The sequence below is a fragment of the Westiellopsis prolifica IICB1 genome (assembly GCF_004323185.1).
GTDB lineage: Bacteria > Cyanobacteriota > Cyanobacteriia > Cyanobacteriales > Nostocaceae > Pelatocladus > Pelatocladus prolificus_A.
On record NZ_NAPS01000001.1, the window covers coordinates 2,506,835 to 2,528,877 of the forward strand.

At 40.8% G+C, this 22,043-nt stretch carries 21 protein-coding genes; 13 read left to right on the plus strand and 8 right to left on the minus strand.

The annotated features are described in order from the left end of the window. Positions 1-50: 50 nt before the first annotated feature. Positions 51-1,211 carry a response regulator gene (locus B4U84_RS10490; RefSeq protein WP_017313390.1) on the plus strand — a complete coding sequence of 387 codons (1,161 nt, stop codon included), beginning with the start codon at positions 51-53 and terminating at the stop codon, positions 1,209-1,211. Positions 1,212-1,336: 125 nt separating this feature from the next. Here B4U84_RS10490 and B4U84_RS10495 read toward each other — a convergent pair whose 3' ends face one another. The 3 genes from B4U84_RS10495 to B4U84_RS10505 all read right to left on the minus strand — a co-directional run bounded on the left by B4U84_RS10495 (position 1,337) and on the right by B4U84_RS10505 (position 5,071). Then, a complete protein-coding gene (locus tag B4U84_RS10495) occupies positions 1,337-1,708 on the minus strand; it encodes a hypothetical protein (protein ID WP_017313389.1) in 372 nt (123 codons plus the stop codon). A gap of 469 nt (positions 1,709-2,177) precedes the next feature. Next, complete coding sequence (locus B4U84_RS10500) at positions 2,178-3,782, minus strand: bifunctional pantoate--beta-alanine ligase/(d)CMP kinase (RefSeq protein WP_131117639.1); 1,605 nt, start codon at positions 3,780-3,782, stop codon at positions 2,178-2,180. 182 nt (positions 3,783-3,964) lie between these two features. Then, positions 3,965-5,071 carry a septal ring lytic transglycosylase RlpA family protein gene (locus tag B4U84_RS10505; protein ID WP_207390918.1) on the minus strand — a complete coding sequence of 369 codons (1,107 nt, stop codon included), beginning with the start codon at positions 5,069-5,071 and terminating at the stop codon, positions 3,965-3,967. 878 nt (positions 5,072-5,949) lie between these two features. Here B4U84_RS10505 and glsA point away from each other — a divergent pair. After that, on the plus strand, positions 5,950-6,912 hold the full coding sequence (gene glsA, locus B4U84_RS10510; protein WP_017313385.1) for a glutaminase A: 963 nt from the start codon (positions 5,950-5,952) through the stop codon (positions 6,910-6,912). Positions 6,913-7,121: 209 nt separating this feature from the next. On the opposite strand, the gene B4U84_RS10515 is transcribed toward glsA, so the two are convergent. After that, positions 7,122-8,798, minus strand: a complete 1,677-nt coding sequence (locus B4U84_RS10515; RefSeq protein WP_131117645.1) for a dipeptide ABC transporter ATP-binding protein — start codon at positions 8,796-8,798, stop codon at positions 7,122-7,124. A gap of 351 nt (positions 8,799-9,149) precedes the next feature. Here B4U84_RS10515 and B4U84_RS10520 point away from each other — a divergent pair, with 351 nt between their 5' ends. The 8 genes from B4U84_RS10520 (at position 9,150) to B4U84_RS10565 (ending at position 15,882) form a co-directional block, all read left to right on the plus strand. Further along, a complete protein-coding gene (locus tag B4U84_RS10520; RefSeq protein ID WP_131117648.1) occupies positions 9,150-9,524 on the plus strand; it encodes a cyclic nucleotide-binding domain-containing protein in 375 nt (124 codons plus the stop codon). Positions 9,525-9,612: 88 nt separating this feature from the next. After that, positions 9,613-10,143, plus strand: a complete 531-nt coding sequence (locus B4U84_RS10525) for a hypothetical protein (protein ID WP_017313382.1) — start codon at positions 9,613-9,615, stop codon at positions 10,141-10,143. Positions 10,144-10,249: 106 nt separating this feature from the next. Further along, entirely contained in the window at positions 10,250-11,257 is a 1,008-nt protein-coding gene (locus B4U84_RS10530; protein ID WP_242677594.1) for a HEAT repeat domain-containing protein, read from the plus strand. 173 nt (positions 11,258-11,430) lie between these two features. Continuing rightward, positions 11,431-12,747 carry a CHAT domain-containing tetratricopeptide repeat protein gene (locus B4U84_RS10535; RefSeq protein ID WP_131117651.1) on the plus strand — a complete coding sequence of 439 codons (1,317 nt, stop codon included), beginning with the start codon at positions 11,431-11,433 and terminating at the stop codon, positions 12,745-12,747. 127 nt (positions 12,748-12,874) lie between these two features. Continuing rightward, positions 12,875-13,597: a pyridoxine 5'-phosphate synthase gene (locus B4U84_RS10540; RefSeq protein ID WP_131117656.1), complete on the plus strand. Its 723-nt coding sequence runs from the start codon at positions 12,875-12,877 to the stop codon at positions 13,595-13,597. 318 nt (positions 13,598-13,915) lie between these two features. Continuing rightward, on the plus strand, positions 13,916-14,635 hold the full coding sequence (locus tag B4U84_RS10550) for an ester cyclase (protein ID WP_017313378.1): 720 nt from the start codon (positions 13,916-13,918) through the stop codon (positions 14,633-14,635). Between the two features lie 63 nt (positions 14,636-14,698). Then, positions 14,699-15,028: an MgPME-cyclase complex family protein gene (locus B4U84_RS10555; protein WP_017313377.1), complete on the plus strand. Its 330-nt coding sequence runs from the start codon at positions 14,699-14,701 to the stop codon at positions 15,026-15,028. Between the two features lie 182 nt (positions 15,029-15,210). Further along, positions 15,211-15,882, plus strand: coding sequence for a hypothetical protein (locus B4U84_RS10565; protein ID WP_026082162.1), 672 nt, complete (start codon positions 15,211-15,213; stop codon positions 15,880-15,882). 190 nt (positions 15,883-16,072) lie between these two features. Here the strand turns inward: B4U84_RS10565 and B4U84_RS10570 are convergent, their stop codons facing one another. The 3 genes from B4U84_RS10570 to folD all read right to left on the minus strand — a co-directional run bounded on the left by B4U84_RS10570 (position 16,073) and on the right by folD (position 19,024). Then, complete coding sequence (locus B4U84_RS10570; protein WP_017313375.1) at positions 16,073-16,531, minus strand: divergent PAP2 family protein; 459 nt, start codon at positions 16,529-16,531, stop codon at positions 16,073-16,075. 457 nt (positions 16,532-16,988) lie between these two features. After that, entirely contained in the window at positions 16,989-17,915 is a 927-nt protein-coding gene (crtE, locus tag B4U84_RS10575) for a geranylgeranyl diphosphate synthase CrtE (protein WP_017313374.1), read from the minus strand. Between the two features lie 224 nt (positions 17,916-18,139). Next, positions 18,140-19,024 (minus strand): bifunctional methylenetetrahydrofolate dehydrogenase/methenyltetrahydrofolate cyclohydrolase FolD, encoded by an 885-nt coding sequence (gene folD / locus B4U84_RS10580; protein WP_131117659.1) that lies wholly within the window; start codon positions 19,022-19,024, stop codon positions 18,140-18,142. Between the two features lie 164 nt (positions 19,025-19,188). Between folD and B4U84_RS10585 the strand changes: the two genes are divergently transcribed. Genes B4U84_RS10585 through B4U84_RS10595 form a run of 3 tightly spaced genes read left to right on the plus strand, consistent with a single transcriptional unit; the run spans position 19,189 to position 21,310 of the window. Then, positions 19,189-19,722 (plus strand): hypothetical protein, encoded by a 534-nt coding sequence (locus tag B4U84_RS10585; protein ID WP_017313372.1) that lies wholly within the window; start codon positions 19,189-19,191, stop codon positions 19,720-19,722. 35 nt (positions 19,723-19,757) lie between these two features. Next, complete coding sequence (locus B4U84_RS10590) at positions 19,758-20,201, plus strand: NUDIX hydrolase (protein WP_017313371.1); 444 nt, start codon at positions 19,758-19,760, stop codon at positions 20,199-20,201. Between the two features lie 8 nt (positions 20,202-20,209). After that, complete coding sequence (locus B4U84_RS10595; RefSeq protein WP_131117663.1) at positions 20,210-21,310, plus strand: AI-2E family transporter; 1,101 nt, start codon at positions 20,210-20,212, stop codon at positions 21,308-21,310. Here the strand turns inward: B4U84_RS10595 and urtE are convergent. After that, positions 21,289-21,987, minus strand: a complete 699-nt coding sequence (gene urtE / locus B4U84_RS10600) for an urea ABC transporter ATP-binding subunit UrtE (RefSeq protein WP_017313369.1) — start codon at positions 21,985-21,987, stop codon at positions 21,289-21,291. The genes B4U84_RS10595 and urtE overlap by 22 nt on opposite strands. Between the last annotated feature and the right edge of the window lie 56 nt (positions 21,988-22,043).

Sequence of the window (22,043 nt, forward strand, 5' to 3'; positions counted from 1 at the left end):
TTGTTTCATTTAGCGCATTGGATAACAATATATTAATAGAAGGAGAAAATATGAACCATCCGCAAATGGTGGTGGCAAATAAATTAATTAATGAATTTAAGAATTGTACCCAATTAAAATATAGTGGCAAATTAAATATTAAAAGTATTAATGGACAAAAATGGATTTTCTATTACCACGATGGTAAAATAATTTGGGCAACAGGAGGCATTCATTCTTTCCGAAGGTTGAGGCGGCAAATTTCTGAATACTGCCCTAGTATTGATATTGATAAAATACATTTGCAATCTCAAGAATTATCTCTTGATTACTGGGACTATTGTTTACTAATATCTTTATATAATCAACAGAGAATTAAGCCTGAACAAATGAGGGCTGTTATAGAAAATACTACTTCAGAGTTATTATTTGATATTATTCAACAAGCGAATTTTTATTCTATAACTTGCGATCGCAATCAAGAAGTCATCTTAGAAGCACCAGTCAACATCACCGATGTAGATATGTCTTTAAAGCTCATGCAAGAGTCTTGGGAAGATTGGTTAGCAAGTGGTTTGAAGAATATTTCACCTAATTTAGCACCAAAATTGCGACAACCAAAAGAACTCCAGAAACAGGTAAGTTCAGCAGTCTACAATAATTTTGTGATTTTAATTAACGGCAAATACACCCTATGGGATTTAGCCGTAAAAATGAAGCAAAGCGTACTTTCAGTTACCAATTCTTTGCTTCCTTATATATCCAAAGGAATTATTGAATTAATAGAAATTAATGACTTACCATTACGAATTATTGAAGTTAAAAAAAGCATAACTTCCTATAATCCACTCATTGCTTGTGTAAATAACAATCTTTCAGTTAGTCAAACGCTAGAAGAGCTTCTCATTTCTAATGGTTTTAGATTTATTAATATTCAAGATAGTGTTCATGCAATATCTATTCTAATTGAGCATAGACCAAACCTAATCTTTTTGAATTTAGGACTACCAGTTAGCAGTGATTACGAAATATGCGCTCAACTTAGGTGCATTTCCCTATTTGCTAATACGCCCATAGTAATTTTAAGAGACATTGATAGTTCTTTAGAGCAAGTTAGAGCTAAAATAGCAGGAGCTACAGATTTACTCGCCAAACCTATATCATCTGACAAGGTAATAGATATAGTACATAAACACACACAAGCTTTTTCCGAATTAGTCATTAGTCATTAGTCATTGGTCATTCGATTTTGGATTTTGGATTACTCTACGAGAAGTCGCTTACGCGTCTATGGATTTTGGAATTGGCTCCACAGATTTTTCTGCTTGCTCAATGACCCATGAGTAATGACCCATGACTAATCTTCAAGTGATTGTGCTGGTACTTCAACAGCTGTCACTTCGATCGTACCGTCGGGTGTAGTCCGCTGAAAATGGCCTTGTTGTACTAACAACAGTTCTCCACAATTAGGACACTGTAACTGAGTTTGATTCAAACCCGTAAATTCGTATCTACAAACGGGACATTGATCAGTAACTAGGTTACGTTGCAACCACCAACGAAATCCAAAAAATGCCAGAATAGGTGTGAGCAAAAGTAGCCCAACGATAATTAGCAATGAATTTACCAACCAGCCTAAGCCCAATGATCCTAGCAACCAAGCAATTACTATGAAGGTGAGCCAGGGGCGTAGTTGATACAGACTTAACTGAAAGTTTTTAAAGGTCATTTGTTAAAGTATCGTCCTGCTCTTACTCTAGGATAGCGACTTTCTCCTAAGATTCTTTGACTTAATGTAAATTAACTTCTGCTTTGTGGAGTCAAGTGTCAAGGGTCAAGTATGAGAAGGCAGAAGGAAGAAGGCACTTATGCTGAAGGGAACCCCATAAATAAATTTAGGGGTTTCTAACAAGGACGCCTTGTATCTTGTGCTACGCATCTTGATACAAATCYTATTATCTTTTCCACGAATAAATTCGGGGGCTTGAAACCAAATGGCAGAATGAAGAGGACTGAATTTTTTGGTATAAATTTTTTCTTAAACCTTCTGCCTTCTGCCCTCAGCATAAGTGCCTTTCTTCGGTCAATGGTCAATAGTTAATGGTCAATAGTCAATGGTCAATAATCAATGGTCAATGGTCAATGGTCAAGAGTGAAAAACTATTAACTCTGGACAATTGACACTTGACCAATGACCCTTAAAACTGAGATAGGCGTTGCTGGTAATAGTCCACAATTTTTTCTGTAACTTCGGTTACTGACAAACCATCTGTGATCACTTCAATAGCGTCTGGCGCTTTCTTCAAGGGAGAAACTTTGCGAGTGCTATCTTTCCAGTCGCGTTCAGCAATATCTTTTTGTAGTTGTTCTAAAGATATTTCCGGCTGATCTTGTTTTTTAAAGTCCTGTAGACGGCGACGGGCGCGTTCTTGTACAGAAGCGGTTAAAAAGATTTTCACTTCAGCATCGGGGAAAACGTGGGAACCGATATCCCGTCCTTCTGCAACTAAACCACCTTTTTTACCCCACCTTTGTTGTTGTTTAACTAATGCTTGACGCACAGCACTTTGTGCAGCGATCGCAGAAACATTAGATGTCACTTCAGTTGAACGAATTGCTTGGGTGACATCATGATGGTTAATCCACACTAGCACTGGAGATTGTAAATCCTCTCCTGGAGACAGTTCTATCACACATCTGTTGGCTAATTCTGCGATCGCACACTCATCATTTAGGGCAATTTTTTCATGTAGTACTAGCCAGGTAATGGCACGGTACATGGCTCCCGTATCCAAATATACTAGACCTAGTTTGGCTGCTACCTGACGTGCAACGGTAGATTTGCCAGCTCCAGCTGGCCCGTCAATGGCAATGATTGGCTGGCGATCGCGTAAAATCGTGTTATCAATCAAACGTGTAGAACCAAGACGAGCGGCGATCGCGAGCATTCCTTCCTCCTGAACTTTTTCTATTGACATTAAAGTATTCGGTTCAACCAATTCAATATATTCCACAGATACAGCACTGACCATTGCTATTTCTTGCAGCGCCACTGCAATAAGCTTGTTAGCATTGCGTTCTCCAGCCCGAAAAGCTACTTGGGCTTTTTGCAACCCACTGTACAACACAGCTGCTTGCTGTTTTTCTGTGTTAGTCAAATATTGGTTGCGAGAACTAATGGCTAAACCAGATGTTTCCCGCACCGTTGCACAAGCAACTATTTCGACCAAAAAATTTAAATCAACTACTAGCTGTTTGATAATAGCTAACTGTTGACCATCTTTTTGACCAAAATAAGCTCGGTCAGGCTGTACCAAATTGAACAGTTTGGTAACAATCGTTGCCACACCCTGAAAGTGACCTGGGCGATTTTCACCACACAAGCCTGATATCATACCAGATGGCGGGTTCACTTGTGTAACCTTTGATTCTTGTATATTTTTCAGGTCAACTCCCATTTCTTCCGGAGTCGGCGCAAAAACTACATCTACCCCTGCTTGTTCGCACAGTTGCAGGTCTTGGTTTAAGGTACGGGGATAGCGGTGAAAATCCTCATTGGGACCAAATTGTAGAGGATTGACGAAAATACTGACAATGACCGTAGCATTTTCTTGCCGCGCCCGTTGAATTAAACTTAAATGACCTTGGTGTAAGGCTCCCATAGTGGGGACTAAACCAACAGCCGTCAAAGGTCTGCCAGTCACCTCAAATTCTGATGGCCGTTCCTGCTCTGTAAGCTGGTTTTCCGAACGGCGTTGATCTAAATAGCAGCGTAAAGCCACAGTAGTTGTCAACAGGCGCACAAAAATACCCCTAGTCTTGATCTAGCTTTCCCCCGTTAGTTTATATCCGATTTGGGAGGCAAAAGGCTAGTCTAGGGGAACAAAGGAAATGGTGTTTGTTCGTTAGTGGTTGGTAGTTGTTTGTTGTTTGGAACCTGCCACCAACAAACGACAAACAACAAACAACAACTAACACCAAAAAACTACCTTCCCAGAATTTCAATTCGCACAGGTGCGATACCGCTGCTCATCATACCTAAAATCCGCGCTGCACCTAGAGAGAGGTCAATAACCCGACCACGAATATATGGGCCTCTGTCGTTGATTCGCACAACTACAGACCGACCATTGCGGGTATTGGTCACACGCACTCTTGTACCAAAAGGTAAGCTGCGGTGAGCTGCTGTCATTCCATTTGGATTGAACCTCTCACCAGTAGCGGTTTTATTACCAGAAAAATCATAGCCGTAGTAGGAAGCTACACCTTTGAAAGTATCTTGGACTTTGACGGCAATCTGATGTGGTAGTTTGGTTGGTAGTGATACTGGTGAACGCTTAGGTAAGTTAGCGATCTGACCTAAAGGTGATGCATTACCTATGAGTCTGCGTAAGCGGTTGGTTATTTGTAATGCATCTTGAGCGGGATCGTTGGTTGTATCCGCGAGTTTGGTGTTTTGATCGATCTCTACCAGTTCTTGGTTATTGGCTTTAATGACGAAGCGATCGCCAGCTTTTTGTTGACCACTCAGGCCTTTGTTTTGGTGTTGATTGGAATTTGTAGATGCTTCTGATGCTTTCCAACTTACAATTATTTTGCTGGCGTCTACTTTATCTAGGACTAGCTGGTTGATTTTTGTTGCTACTACACTTGCCCTCTGGATCGGGTCATCTTTTGTCGAGCTAGTCTGAGTTGCCAAACTTGTACCTGTCCCGTTGGTTGCTGCTATTTGAGTAGGACTGCTGGTATCAAGAGCTTGAGATACCCCGTTGACGTTAGCGATTTCACCAACTTTTGTTTCTTCACTGACAACTGACTTCTGTCCTAGAAAGCTGATCACGGGAATATCGCGAATATAGAGCGTTGCCACTGAGCGACCTGCTGCTTGGTGTGTGTGAATCTTAGCGATCGCAGCATCTGAAGCAGGATTTGCTGTTGGGGATTGGTATTCTCCTACTTTTTCCACATCACCAGAAGGCGTCAGTGGTGAGGTTGGAGCGATTTTCTTAGCTGTCTCAGTACGTCCAACTAAGGGCATTCCCAATACTGTGCTACACACAGTGACAACAGTCCACAAATGTTTTTGATTCATGCGTCCGAATATTAAAGCGACTGTAGAACGGAGCTTTGATAGTTCGTAGGTTAAGCATTCAATTGAGAATAACTTGATCCAACAACCGAACTCGTTCCGCTTTCACTTTTTGCTATTAACTGCAACAGATTAACATGAACTTCTGATCTTGGGGATCAGGGTTTAATCGCAAGTCTTGGTAACTTTATCGAAATTAAATTGGTATCTAAAGCTCAAAACCTTTCTAAAAAGAGGATTTTGGTGATGTAAAAGTTTTTTTATTGTTTAGAAATTTTATTAGGAAAACTTAACACTATTTGGTATTTAAATCGTTCAAATTGCATATGGTATTGCCTAAAAAGCTCATTAATGTTATTGAGTTTTTGAAAAACTCTATTTTTCCATGAATTTACTTATAATAAGTAATTATACTTAAGATTTAAAATTTAAAATTAATGATCATCTTAAGTTATGTTTATAACATTTTTTCAGTAGTGATTACCAATAGTTCATCATAGACAGCAACGAGGGAATTGCTGATGATACAATTAAAATATGGAATTAGCATAGCATTTATTTTGATAGTGATTATCTTTTTATAAATGTTCTTGTTGTAACAAGTGTTTAGATACACTGAATGAATCAAGCACAGCAAATCTATAGTAAGATAATTTACATAGGTCTGAAACGAGAGACTAAAAAACAAAATCTACTTACAAGAAAGATTTTTTACAAGAAAATAAAAAATGATTATCTAAAAAATTAACCAGAATCACTGGTGCTATGCAAATCATTTGTAACCACGGCAACCAGACACAATATTTGACTTTGGGTAGTTGAGAAAGCGTGATTTTTTAAACTCTGTATTTTTCCTTCTTCAGACTTTTGCACTCAGCTTCATGACAAACCAAGAAGATTTAGCAAAAAATTCATCATCACTACAAACTTTCATTGATGGTTTGTATTCCAAATACAAACCATTGCAGGATGGTGTAGTCGCCAAATACATTCCAGAACTGGCTAAGGTAGACCCAGATTTGTTCGCTATCAGTATCGTCAGTGTAAACGGTGAAGTTTACGAAGTAGGGAATTATCAGCAACTATTTACGATTCAATCCATATCGAAGGTATTTGCATACGGACTCGCCCTTGAAGATCACGGGCGAGATTACATCTTGACCAGGGTAGGTGTGGAACCGACAGGAGACGCATTCAACGCCATTGTGCTAGACGAACAATCCAAGCGACCTTATAATCCAATGGTCAATGCTGGAGCGATCGCCACGACTAGTTTGATCAAAGGGTCGGGTCCAACCGAGCGTTTAAACCGGATGTTAGAGATGTTCCAAAAGTACATCGGGCGTGATGTCTTCGTTGATATCTCAGCGTTTACCTCAGAACGTACCACCGGAAACCGTAATCGAGCGATGGCGTACCTCATGCTCAACTTTGGCATGATTGACAAACCCATTGATGAAGCATTGGATTTATACTTTCAACAGTGTGCTGTGATGGTGAATTGCCATGATTTAGCGGTGATGGCGGCGACACTGGCAAATAAAGGTATCAACCCAATGACAAAGCAACAAGCTGTTGATAACTGTTATATCAAAGACATTCTCAGTGTGATGTACACCTGTGGAATGTATAACTTTGCTGGAGAGTGGGCATACAAAGTTGGTATTCCTGCTAAAAGTGGGATCTCTGGTGGAATTATCGCCATAGTACCCAACAAGATGGGAATTGCAGTATTTTCACCCCGTTTAGATGCACGTGGTAACAGCGTCCGGGGAGTAAAGGTGTGTGAGGAGCTTTCCCAACATTTGGGTTTACATTTGTTTGAGTGTTCAGTTAATAGTTAATTCAGGTAAGTAACTCGGCGCTAATATTTCTAGCTATGTTAAGAAATTTAGATGTAGTGGCGTGGCAAGCTTAAAATAGTGCAATAGAAAAAGTTTATAGTAGGCGCTTTAGCACTGAAAAAACTAAAAATCTAATGCAACATTTTAGCCTTGCCACGCTACTATAGCCAATTTATATTTCTTCATACATATTGAATTTTCTTACGTCTTCAAGCTCTTGCTAATAAAGGCGCAGCAGCAAGGAGAGTTTGTGTATAGGGATGTTGGGGGTTGGCAAAAATTTCTTTGGTGGGGCCGATTTCAACTATTTTGCCACCGTTCATGACAGCAATGCGATCGCACAAAAATCTTGCTAACCACAAATCATGAGTAATAAACAAATACGTTAAATCAAATTCTTCTTTCAACTCCAGCATCAAATCCAATACTTGCGACTGTACGCTAGCATCTAACATGCTCACGGGTTCATCACAAATCAAAAGTTTCGGATGAGTAATCAAAGCACGAGCAATTGCGACTCGTTGCTGCTGTCCTCCTGATAAATCTGAAGGATAACGCTGATAAAAAACCTCTGGCGGTTGTAACCCAACTTTTTCCAACATTCCCAAAACCTGCTGTTTTGCTTCTTCAGGAGTTGCAATCTGATGAATTAATAGTGGATCAGCGATACTTTGTCCTACAGTCATCGCTGGGTTGAGACAAGCATGGGGGTCTTGAAATACCATTTGCATTTGTCGTCGTTGCTGGCGGATTTCCTGTCGAGATAAGTTAGTGATGTCTTTACCCAGAAACTCGACTTTCCCAGCACTGGGACGAACTAGTTGCAAGATTGTCCGCGATAAGGTACTTTTGCCACAACCAGACTCCCCAACTAATCCTAAAATTTCCCCTGGATATAATTCTAAATTAATGCCATCAACAGCTTTGATAGTTTGACCTTGCCCTTTAAATATGCGCTCAACAAAATTAGGCTCGATGGTGTAATGCTGTTTGAGGTCTTGGACACGCAATATCGGGGATCGGGGATCAGGGATCGGGGATTGGGGATCGGGAAAAGACAAAAGAGAAATTCCCCCTTGTCCTAACTCATTATCTTCTACACTTTGAATATGCAAAGCCGCCTGGAGGAGCGATCGCGTATATTCGTGTTCCGGCTGCTGAAATACTGATTCTGTGGTACCCATTTCTACCATTTTGCCGTGATACATAACGCCAATGCGATCGCAATACTCTGCCACCATTGCTAAATCATGGGAAATTAAGAGTAGTGCCATGTTTTCTTCTGCACACAGTCGAGTTAGTTCCTGCAAAATTTGGGCTGAGACTGTGACATCTAAGCTGGTGGTGGGTTCATCGGCAACTATTAGCTTTGGTTGTAACAATAAAGCTAAAGCTATTGCTACCCGTTGTCGCATTCCACCGCTAAACTCATGGGGATACTGATTCCAGCGAGTAGCAGGTATATTGACTTTTTCTAAAGTGGCGATCGCTTTTTCTTTCGCTGCTTTTGCTGATAATTGGGGTGAGTGTGCCTTTAATGTTTCTATACAATGATTACCAATGGTCATCAATGGGTCAAGGCGCGTCATTGGGTCTTGAAAGATTAACGCTACCGCCTCACCCCGAAATTTCCGCATTTGTAGTGGTGTTAAATCAAACACTGGTTTTTCCTGAAATTTCACCTGTCCCTCAATCTGAGTAGATTGTGGTAACAACCGCATTGCAGCCCTTCCCAAAGTTGATTTACCACACCCAGACTCTCCTACCAATCCCATTTTTTCACCTGGTTGCAGGCTGAAAGATACATCATCAACAGCCCACTGAGTATTTTCATGACTACGGTGAGGATAGGCGACCCGCAAATGTTCAATAGAAAATAAAGTCATATGATTTAATTTTTATCAATCAGATATCAGCGTGAAAATTACTAAATATAAAGCATCACCACTTCAAACAGAGAGAAAAAATCATCCCTGAGATGGTTTTAATGTGTAGCATTTTTGTTTGTGAATGTCTACCGACTTCATAGCAGACAATGTATCAAACTTATTATTAGAGTGTGAGATTTAGCTCATAAAATCTATAAAATAAAGCACACTATAGCAATCCTATATGATTTGTGAAAATCGCAAAGCTTAGATCCCCAACTTCTTTAAGAAGTCGGGGATATTGTCTGGAGTGAATGATTTAGGAATGCTATATAATTTCAATTTGTTTTGAATTGGGGTGAAGAAGCTATGTTAGAACCTATACAAACTATTACTATTTTTCAAAAACAACCTGGTCCGGTAATCTTTTCACCTGGTCAAGTAATCTTCGAGGAAGGACAATTAGGAGATTGCATGTATGGTGTGGTACAAGGAGAAGTTGAGCTAAGAGTCAACGGTCGGATCGTAGAGACTATAGAAGCAGGAAATGTGTTTGGTACAGGAGTGCTGATTGGTATCAAAAATAGAACTTACACAGCGATCGCCAAAACAGAGTGTAAACTAGCTTGTTTAGACCAAGCAAGGTTTCTGTTCGCTGTTCAGGAAACCCCAGTATTTGCGATCGAAGTGATCAGAAATTACTCAGAACGACTGACTCGCTTACGACAAGAGTTATTAGGTTGATTCTCTGGACATATCGCTAACTTCTGGAAACTTGTAAGATAAAAGTTCTGGTTAAATCAAAAATCTCAAATCTCAAAGAAATTGCACAATGCTGATCTCTGCTGATACGCGGATTTCTTTCCCTCGTTCCCTAGTTTATGCTACCTACCGAGATAAGCTAGTTCAACTGATTCCCTACATGCCAAATATACGTCAAATTGAGGTGAAATCCCGCCGTGAGGAGGATAGACGAGTCTATAGTATCAACGAATGGCATGGAGGAGGAGAAATTCCACTTGCAGCAAGGGCTATACTCAGTGAAGATATGCTCTCTTGGACAGAATACAATACTTGGAACGAAGCTGAGTTTTTAGTAGAGTGGCAGATTAAAACTCATGTCTATACCGAAGCTGTCCACTGTGCAGGAAAGAATCGCTTTCTCGCAGATGGTGATAGCACAATTATTAAAAGTCGTGGTGAACTCACGATTGACTCTAAGCAAATCAAAGGTGTACCTTGGTTCATTGCTAGCAAAGTTGCAGATATAGTTGAAGACTTTCTCGGTAAAAAAATTGAACCAAATTTATTGCAAATGAGCGAAGGGGTACGTCAATTTCTGGAACGACAAGCAAAAGGATAAGCAGTTGGGCAAAATTAAATTTATTGGTAACAGTTAACATTTAGTTCTGTCTGAAGTTATCGTGGTATCGATGAATTCCACGTACATTCTGACTGAAACTTAGTATATGAGGCTATGCCGTTATTCAATTACGCTGACTATCTGTTTTACTTACCTGAGTTTGGCTTATGCTTCCCCAAGCATCGCAACACAAAACCTTGATAGATGCACAGATGGGGTGTCTTGTGATGGGGAGACTGTATTCAAAAATCCTGCTCCTGCTATTTTGACCAGGAAGCACTTCCCTACTTCCCCATCCCTCAAAATGTCAGATTTGACCACAACTTGGGAGCAAAATATTTTTGTCAGTCTCAACTCAGAATCTAGCACAAAGAACAAGCAACCAAAAGAGCGGGATTTTTTTTGGTGGTTAATAGTGGCGATCGCTATTTTAGGAAGTACTGGCGCATTATTATTTTTAATCAAATTTTTGGGTAGGAGCAAAAAAGTTACACCCAGTAAAAATGATATACTCTTTTTGGAAAGCTCGACTCAGACAGATTTAGCGCAACAGACACTATCTTCAGAAGAATTAAATACCACTCTCCAAGTTTCTACCACGTCACAATCGCCAAAATTACTACTACCATCGCCAACAGAAAGTACTTCTCACCTAACTAGAGTAAATATTGTTGAAGAATTAATTCAAGATTTAAGCAGTCCTGATCCCATCAAGCGACGCAAAGCGATTTGGAGTTTAGGTCAACAAGGAGACTCGCGGGCGATTCAACCGTTAGTAGATTTGATGATTGATGTAGATTCACAACAGCGCAGTCTCATTTTGGCTGCTTTAGCAGAAATTGGTGTCAGCACACTGAAACCGATGAATAACGCTTTGGCGATCTCTCTACAAGATCAAAGCCCCCAAGTACGACAAAACGCGATTCGTGATCTCACTCGTGTTTATGACATGATGGCTCAAATTAGTCAAATTTTATGTCACGCAGTGCAAGATTGTGATCCCGAAGTCCAAGCAACAGCCCGGTATGCTCTGATACAAATGAATCGGATTCGAGGTTTGCCTGCTGGTGATAGTATATCGGATAATTCATCCCCAGCAAAAAAAGAAAATTAAGTTTTTTGTAGTAAGGGCTAAAGCCCTTTTTATCAATTTTGAAGCTAAAAAGTTTTTTGTTATTTATGATCGCACTATCAATTCACTTGCCTACAGGATAAATTCCGGAAAAATTGATAAATTACTTGTAGTTAGTGCGTAATTCCACCCACTAACAATGCACGAACCAGAAAATGAGTACCAACACTCTGGTTAAAAGGATCTTAGTTCTAGCAGCGAACCCGAAACAAACATCACGCCTACGTTTGGATGAGGAAGTGCGCGATATTAAGGAAGGATTACAGCGATCGCACAAACGTGACAAATTTATTTTGCAACAAGAGTGGGCAGTTCGTCCACGAGATATTCGCCGAGCCATTTTAGATTTTCGACCTCATATCATCCATTTTTCTGGACATGGTTTGAAAGAGGTGGGATTAGCATTTGAAAATGAAACTGGCCAAACACAACTAGTGACAGGAGAAGCACTGGCTGGACTATTTGGACAGTGTAGTAAACAAGTGGAATGTGTACTACTTAATGCTTGCTATTCAGAAAACCAAGCTGAGGCGATCGCTAAACATGTAAATTATGTAATTGGGATGAATGCTCCCATTGGGGATAAAGCAGCAGTTGAATTTGCTGTGGGATTTTATGACGCGCTAGCAGCTTATGATCCGCAATATGATTCTGGAACAGCTGTTGATTTTGCTTTTAATATTGCTCGTAATGCCATTCAGCTTGCAGGGGTATCCGGTGATTCTATTCCTGTGATCAAAAATAATTCTGTGATTAAAAAGAATATTAATTTATCTGAGGTTGATAAGCCAACAGTTAATGAACCTCGCATCTATTCTAATTTTATCCCAATTCTAAGAAAACCCATATTTTTTATGGGAACAACTCTTCTTGCTATCGTTCTGGCTTCACCTTTTTTAGGGAAGCTCAATCATCCTTCAGTTCCTTCACAACCTAGTCCAGCAAAATCATCTACAACCACTGTTAATTCCACTATGTATCCTACAGCGCAATTGATCGCCCAGGATTTTTACAACATGGGACGAGAAAAGTCTAATAATAAACAGTATAAGGAAGCAGTTGCAGATTTTACTGCGGCTATCAATATTAATCCAAAATACGCAGATGCTTACTACAAAAGAGGTAATGCTTATTCTGACCTTGGGGATAAGAAGGCGGCGATCGCTGATTATACTGAAGCAATTCGTATTAATCCCATAAGTCCAAACTGTGCTTGTACTTATAAACAAAGGGGATATGCGTATTCTGATCTTGGATATTACCACGAAGCAGTTGAGGATTTCACTCAAGCGATTCGGCTCGAACCTGATGAACCTAGTCATTATAGATGGCGAGGTTATGCTTACTCGAAGTTAGGAAGCAAGCAGGAAACTATTGAGGATTATCAGAAAGCTGCTAACCTTTATCAAAAACAAGGAAAGAACAAGTCTTACCAAGAAATATTAAACAAACTAAAAAAACTCCAGCAATAGTAAGATTTTTGTGAATTTTGCTCGCCCTAAACTACAGTTCAGCGGCTAATAGTTTAATGCGATCGCTTTACCAGGAGTATTCCGCTACAATCAAATCCTGTGAACTGTGCATAGGGAGAGACTAGGGTTGCCTACACTCGGCGTAAACATTGATCATATCGCTACCATCCGGCAAGCGCGACGGACGGTGGAACCAGACCCCATCGCAGGGGCGATATTAGCAGAATTAGGTGGTGCAGATGGGATTACGGCTCATCTGCGAGAAGATAGGCGACATATCCAAGAACGGGATGTGCGCTTATTGCGACAGACAGTCAGAACACATTTTAATTTGGAAATGGCTGCTACAGATGAAATGGTAGCGATCGCTCTCGATATTAAACCAGACTATGTGACTTTAGTCCCTGAACGACGGGAGGAAGTGACCACAGAAGGGGGATTAGATATCGCGGGTCAAATTGCTAGAATTGGAGAGGTTGTTGATAAACTACAAAGTGCTGGTATTCCGGTAAGTTTGTTTATCGATGCCGAACCTGCACAAATAAACGCTTCTGTCAAGGTGCAGGCAAAATTCATTGAACTGCACACTGGACGATATGCTGAAGCTAAAGACGAAAAAAGTCGCAAGCAGGAATTAGAGATGTTAGCAGCCGGGTGCGAGCAAGCGATGAAAGCCGGATTGCGAATCAACGCCGGTCATGGACTCACCTACTGGAACGTCTACCCCGTTGCTTGTCTTCCCGGTATGGAAGAACTTAACATCGGTCATACCATCATCAGTCGGGCTGTGTTAGTAGGCATGGAAAGAGCAGTCCAGGAGATGAAATCAGCTATGCGCGGGCAATTTTAGAGGGATCGGGGACAAGGGGGATAAGGGGAACAAGGGGGACAAGGGGGACAAGGGGGACAAGGGGGACAAGGGGAAAATAAACACCAATCCCGATCCCCAATCCCCAATTCCCGATCCCCGATCCCCGATCCCCGTACCCGATCCCCGATCCCCGATCCCCGTACTCTGAGAGAAGCCGCTTACGCGTCTACGCGTAGCGTCTCCTCTGGAGAATCCCCGATCCCCGATTCCCAATCCCTAGAAATCAAATCTCTGCGAAATCTAGAAATTTATTGGTAATTACGGACACTACAAGTTAAATCTGAAACCAAAAATTCTATGAGCGCACAACAATCTCAAGACTTACCACTTTGGGTACAAGACCGGGATGAAGTAATTGCACAAAGCAAAGATGCTCAATGGCGTTACGGTGTTCCTCCTGATTATTCCGAATCAAAAGCTGGTCTTGCTGAGGAGAGTAAATGTTGTCATTTAGAAGGTTCTCTAGAAGCGATCGTCCAAAATTTGGTGAGAACCTTTGAGATGGAAGTATCTTTTAAAAGCAATCCCCAACAGTGGTTGTCAGTTGTACAAGATAAGTTTCGTATGAGTAGTAACGGCGGTTCGCTCTACACTGCTGAAGATGTATATGCTTCTGGAACTTACAATGTATTTATTGGTGATGTAGAAAATTATAAAGCTTCTGAGGAAACCTTTGAATCTTCAGGTAAACTTTTCCGGACTGCGTTTCCCAAAGGATTTTTGTGGGAAGTACTGGAGGTTTATTCCGGTCCACCCAACGTTACATTTAAGTGGCGACATTGGGGAACATTTAATGGGCCATATAAAGACTATGCACCCACAGGACAGACGGTGGAGATAGTTGGGATGAGTGTGGCTCGTGTTACAGATGACTTGAAAATTCTTGCTGTTGAGCATTATTTTGACAATAGCGAATTTTTAAACAAGCTCACAAGTGGTAACAAACAGGCTAATGATCAACAACCAGCCAATGCTTGTCCTTTTGGATCGTGGTTAAAAAGATTAAAGCTGAGATAATTTGTCAAGGACATAGTAGATAATACTATGTCCGGACTTTAATTTATTTAGCAAAGAAACAAAATGAAAACATACTATTACGTTTTGGCAAGTCAACGCTTTTTGTTAGAAGAAGAACCAATGGAAGAAGTGTTGCGAGAACGTACTCGTCACTATCACGAACAAGAAAAGGAAATAGATTTTTGGGTAGTGAAGCAACCTGCTTTTTTGGAAGCACCCCAAATGGCACAAGTTAAGGCAAAATGCCCACAACCAGCAGTAGCAATTATTTCTACTAATCACCAATTTATTACTTGGCTGAAACTGCGATTAGAATACGTAATCACAGGCGAATTTCAAGCCCCTTGTGAAAGTATCGCTGATCCTCTGGCATCTCTTGCTACTGTGTCGTAATTGGGCATGGGGCATGGGGCATGGGGCATGGAGCATGGGGCATTGGGCATTGGGCATTGGATATTGGGTATTATTCTCTCCCTTGTCTCCCCACACTTCCCACACTTCCCACACTTCCTTGTCCCCGATCCCCAATCCCCGATCCCCGATCCCCGATCCCCGATCCCCGATCCCCTATATTTATGTATAAATTTTATAATTTAGCAAATATTTTAGTAGGTAGTTTCACAATAGCGATCGCCTCTGTTGCTTCTTTTGGTTCCTTGATCGCTGCGATGAATACTGGTTTTGCTCAAGAAAAAAATGTTCCCGTTTGTCAATCTCCCAAACCAGGTGAATATGTGTTATTGGTGATCAGTCCAACTACAGATAGTCGAAATCAATTGCGTCGCGCCTTGCCGCCTGAACTTAAGAGTACAACCTGTAAATATCTCAACGATACAGTTACTAGAATCGGTGGATTTACTAAAATTGATGATGCGAATCGTTGGGCTAGATATGTCAATAGCATTGCGGGTTTGTCGGCTATTATTACGACTCGACCAGCACAGGTAGCAGTAGCACCGACTCAAACACCAAGCTTTCAACCTCAACGTTTGGGAAATGGTTTTGCTGTTTTAGTAGATTATTTCAACCGTCCAGAACTGGCAAATCAAGTTAAACAAGCAGTGGGTGGTGATGTTGGTTTTGCAGCTTACGCTCAACGTCATTACTTGCTAGCGACTTATACAACTAATCAAAAAGACGCAGACAGTATATTTAAGAAGCTTTCAGAACGAGGTTTTTTTGCAATTATTGTCGATAGTAGTAAGGTAACGCTGTTGCGATCGGCAGTGAGGATACCACAAAATTAAGTTGGTTATTGGTTATTGGTCAACAACCACTAACCACTAACTACTAACCCCTAATACCAATTTAATATGAAGACGCATACAAAGACCCCACCCGCGCTAAGGCGCACCCTCCCCTTGGGAAGGGGAGGGTTGGGGAAGGGTAAAATTCTATGCAGCTTCACGAAGAATTGGTATAACCAACAAAAAATTATTAATTATAGGCATAACTAGCCAAACAAGAGATGGTGATACCTAATGCCGAGCCAGCTATCACCTGAAATGGTGTGTGTCCTAGCAATTCTTTGAGGCGATCGCCTGTAAATTCTGGGTGTTCGTGAAACAATTCGTCAATCATTTGATTGAGAATGCGAGCTTGTTTGCCAGCTGCTTGACGGACTCCAGCTGCATCGTACATGACAATAATCGCAAAAACTGTGGCGAGGGCAAATTCAGCAGAAGCCCAGCCATGAGTTTGCCCGACACCAACTGCTAAAGCCGTAACTAAAGCTGAATGAGCGCTGGGCATACCTCCGGTTGTGACTAAAACACTCACATTTAATTTCCGATTTTTGATTAGTTCAATGATGAGCTTCAAAGCTTGAGCCATCAAACAAGCGAATAGAGCAACCACCAGCACCCGGTTGTCTAAAATATTGCCTATATCCTGCATGGTATTTTGGTCAGGTTAATAACGATGAGCAGCAGTTGTGTGTGAGTCAATCGATTTTGGATTTTAGATTTGCGATTTTAGATTGACCCCGACCATTCCTTGGGTGCAGGGCAGATTTTAAATTGACGATTTTAGATTTGTTCCGCCTTAATCATGGCGGGGCTGTTCCCTAAAAAATAATCTAAAATCCACGCATCCAAAATCTAAAATTGGCACGGTCAACCAATAACCAGTAACTGATAACTGCCTAGTGGTCCGCCACACAAAGTATGCTGGGTAAGGGAATGTAGACGCGACAGCAGCTTGCCGCAGGCTACCGCGTTCAACAAAGTCTTTCCCGGAGGGTAGATGCATTAGACTCGCTCATAGGCTTCAAGGTAGAGTAGAACGCGAAGGAAGAGGAAAAGAAGATGAGTCTAAAAAATGGTTTACCAAGCATTGTTGCTGTGGCGAAGTACTAGTGACTGCGACTGGTGATAAAGTGAGCTAGTGCCACTAATGGTTCTGCTGCTTTCCCAAACGGTTCTAATTCTGCACAAGCAGATTCAATGAGCTGTTGAGCTTGTTTTTGAGATTTTTCAATTCCCCAGAGGCTTGGATAAGTTACTTTCTTGGCTTTTTCATCTTTACCTACACTTTTTCCTAGCTGTTCTGCTGTAGAGGTGATATCTAAGATGTCGTCAATAATCTGAAAAGCTAGTCCAATATTTTTGGCATATCGAGAGAGTCTTTGTACATTGTCTTCCGATGTTCCTGCCAAAATTCCACCACAAACTACACTTGCTTCTAAAAGCGCTCCTGTTTTGTGGCTATGAATAAAATTGAGTGTTTCGGGAGAAATATCCGATTTTCCTTCTGATTCTAGATCAAGTACCTGACCACCCACCAAACCAGTAGCTCCAACTGCACGCCCCAGAACACCAATTACTCGTAATACTCGCTCTGCTGGCACATTTTTGGTATTTATTGCTACATATTCAAAAGAATAAGCTAATAAGCCGTCTCCAGCCAAAACTGCAATATCTTCGCCGTATACCTTATGGTTTGTGGGTTTCCCACGACGATAATCATCATTATCCATGGCTGGTAAATCATCGTGAATCAAAGACATGGTATGAATCATCTCCAACGCACACGCAGTTGGCATGGCCATGGCGATGTTTCCACCAGTCATTTCACAGGTTGCAAGGCAAATAATCGGACGCAGGCGCTTACCTCCAGCTAACAGAGAGTAGCGCATTGCTTCATAAATCTTTTCGGGATAACTGACGGTAATAGCCTGTTCCAAAGCTATTTCACATAGCTTTTGTTTTTCTTTTAAATAGGTAATGAGGTCAAAATGGGCTTTTTCTGGAGTTAATTTCAGGTTATCCGTTGTTACCATCCTTAATTTCCTTAAATTTCTGTTATTTAAGTAACAATTTTAAGGGAAAGAGTCATCAATCAATAGTCAATAGTCGATGGTCAATGGTCAATAGTTTTTCACAAATGACATAGACGCGCAAGCGACTACCTACGGTAGGCGCGTTAGCGACTTCTGCAAGTAGCAATTCCGTGTCTACCAGTAGGGTAGGACAAATGACTATGAGCAATAATCACTCTTTCTCTTTACTCTTTAATTTTTAAGCGTTGGCTATAGCTATCGACGGTATTTTGCAATAACATGGCGACAGTCATAGGGCCAACACCTCCAGGAACTGGGGTGAGGAACTCTACCACATTTGCAACTGCTTCAAAGTGGACATCGCCGACTAGACGACTATTACCATTGGGATCGGTGACACGATTTATCCCCACATCTACCACAACCGCGCCTGGTTTAACCATCTGAGCCGTAATCAGTTCTGGACGGCCAACAGCTGCAATTAAAATATCAGCGTTTTTAGTTATGGCTGCGAGATCGTGCGATCGCGAATGGGCAATTGTCACCGTCGCATCAGCCTCTAAGAGCATCAATGCCAATGGTTTACCCACCAAAATACTACGCCCTACAACTACCGCTTGTTGAGAGCGCAAGGAAATTTCATATTCCTGCAACAGGCGCATAACTCCTGCTGGTGTACAACTGCGTAAACCAGGTTCACCCCGCAGTAATTTTCCCATATTTACTGGGTGTAATCCATCAGCGTCTTTGTTGGGGTCTATTTGGTGTAATAAAGAAATCGCATCTAGATGACTGGGTAGGGGCAGCTGTACGAGAATACCATCTACTCGTTCATCTTGATTCAGGTTGTGAATGACTTCTTTAAGTTCAGCTTGAGTAGTTTGTGTGGGAAAATGCTTACCAAAAGAAGCCATACCAATTTTCGCACAAGCTTTTTCTTTACCGCGCACATAAGCAGCTGAGGCTGGATTATCGCCTACCATTAGCACTGCTAAACCGGGCGGTCGTCCCATTTGGGGTTGTAATCTGGTAATAGTAGCAGATAATTCTTGCTGAATTTTTGTTGCTAGGGCTTTACCATCAAGCAGTTTTGCTGTGTTTGTTTCCATCAGATGACCAATTACCAATTACCCTTTACCTATTTTCTCAGATTGATTGCTTGAATTGAGAGTGTCTTTTTGGTGGCGAGAACATAGACTTAGTGGGAACTGATTTATTTTAAATAGCGACGAACCAACTATTGATGCCAAAATTCTCTCCCAGGGTATCTTTTATGCTACAGGCACAAGAATTTTACACCAATTTGAAAAAAGAATGTGACAGATGGATTGACAGAACTCATATCTACAAGGCGATTCCCAATCCAAAATCTAATCCCAATTCAAAATCCATAGACGCTTCTGCGGTTTCCCGCAGGGTAATCCAAAATCCAAAATCTTATTACCTTCCTTTGACAGTTTTCCATTTGGGATTGACTTACTTTCTCATGGCAGGATTAATAAGTTGTGGTAATTTCAGTTTTTCTGGTATCAATGCGCTCGGTGCAAATGTGACTCCGATTCGAGAACTGCGATCGCAACCAGATAGTAATACAACAGTATACATCCAAGGCAAGGTTGAAAAAACTGCTCCCCTGTTAAAAAAACAAGCCTATCTGGTAAAGGACGAGACTGGTAAAATTTGGGCGATTACCAATCAAACAAATTTGCAAGTTGGAGATCAAGTCGTAATTAAAGGTCAAATTCGCTACCGCAGTATTCCCATTGCGGGTAAAGAATATGGTGAAGTGTATATAGAAGAGAAGTAATAATAATAACGACACACTCTCCCGAACAAAAATTTATGAGTAAGCAATTGGTGCATGTAGCGATCGCTATTCTCTACCAAGAAGACAAATTTCTGATGCAACTGCGCGATAATATTCCCAATATTCTCTACCCTGGTTATTGGGGATTATTTGGTGGACATATTGAGCCTGGAGAAACGCCAGATATAGCTGTCAAGCGAGAAGTTTTAGAGGAAATTGGCTATAATCTACCACCAATGGTGTCTGAGTTTGGCTGCTATGCGGATGATTCTGTGGTGCGTCACGTCTTTCAAGCACCGTTGTTGGTGGAATTAAACCAACTTGTTCTCTACGAAGGTTGGGATATGGGTTTAGTCACACCAGAAGACATTCACCAGGGACAATGTTATTCCCAAATTGCAGGGGAAATCCGGCCTCTTGGACCAGTGCATCAACGAATTTTGTTAGATTTTATGGGAAATAGAATAGTTAGTGGTTAGTGGTTAATATGCAATCTGTAAATCAGCTTCCCAGATGGTTAACTTTAGCTTTAGCATTTCCTTTGCTCATTTTAAATGGTTGGGTATTGCTTCAGGTAATTAATTATTTTCAACCTTTAGTCAGTATTGTTGTTGCGGCTATTTTATTGGCTTTTATTTTGGATTATCCGATTCGATTTGTGCAAGAGCGAGGTGTAAAACGTAATCTTGCCATATCGGGGGTACTTCTTTTGGCTGTACTAATATTGGTAGGTTTAGGTATTACTTTAGTACCACTAATTATACAACAACTCAACGAATTAGCCAATATCTTACCCACATGGATAGATTCTGGAAGACAACAAATACAAGCTTTGCAAAATTGGGCAACAACAGAACAGTTGCCTTTTAATTTAAGTGGATTAATTCCCCAACTTCTCGATAGAATCTCTAACCAAATTCAAATTTTTACAGGTAAAATCTTGAGCTTTGCTTTAGATACTATTGGTAGCTTAGTTAATGTTTTATTAACAGTGGTATTGACTTTATATTTAGTTTTAAATGGCGAACGTCTTTGGGATGGGATATTTTTGTGGTTTCCATCTCATATTGGCTTACAAGTGCGTCAGTCATTACGAGAAGACTTTCAAAATTATTTTATTGGACAAGTCACGTTAGCGACTATCTTAGCATCAGGAATTACCCTTGCTTTTTTAGCTTTACGGGTTCCTTTGAGTTTACTTTTTGGATTAGTAATTGGTTTTTTTGCTTTGTTTCCTTTTGGCACAGGTATAGGTATTACTATCGTAAGTTCTTTAGTAGCATTAAGTAATTTTTGGTTAGGGGTAGAAGCTTTAACTGTAGCAGTAGCAATTGACCAATTTAACTACAATTTTGTTGCTCCTCGCATTTTGAGTAATTTAACTGGTTTAAACCCAGTTTGGGTAGTCATCTCTTTATTAATTGGGGCAAAATTAGGGGGATTATTAGGGCTTTTGGTTGCGATTCCTTTGGCAAGTTTTATCAAAAGTGTTGGTGATACTTGGCGTGAAGGAAAATTCACTTCTACAAATGACGAGGATACTAAATCTAAATACAGTCCTGAAGTTCAGACAGCTAAAAATCTTTGAATTACTTCTTGACTCAGTTCATGAGTAGAACCAGAAGCGACAATACCGCCTTTTTGCATAGCGTAATAATAATCGGCTTGACGGACAAAGTGTAGGTGTTGTTCGACTAATAGAACAGAAATACCTGTGGTAGCGACGATACGACGGACTGCTGCTTCAATTTCGAGAATAATTGAAGGTTGAATTCCTTCTGTGGGTTCATCTAGTAAAAGTAATTGGGGTTGTCCCATTAAAGCACGAGCGATCGCTAATTGTTGTTGTTGTCCACCACTTAAATCTCCACCCATACGGGAAAGCATAGTTTTCAGAACTGGAAATAGCGTCAAAATTTCTTCGGGAATTTCTTGATTTTTTGTTGGCTTTCTTCTAGCTTCTAAACCTAATAAAAGATTTTCTTTCACTGTTAAACGTGGTATGATTTCCCGTCCTTGGGGTACATAACCAATACCCATTTTTGCCCTTTGGTCGGGAGATTTGGAATTTATAATTGTCTCAGCCAAGGTAATTGTACCGCTACGGGGTTTGAGTAAACCCATAATTGTTTTGAGGAGAGTTGTTTTTCCTACACCATTGCGTCCGATGAGACAAACCATTTGTCCATCTGGTACATTCAAATCTACATTCCGCAGAATGTGACTTTCGCCGTAGTAAACATCGAGATTAGATATTTGCAACATTATTTTTATAAATGACCAATGATTAATTTTTTGTACAGACGCGATGAATTGGGTTT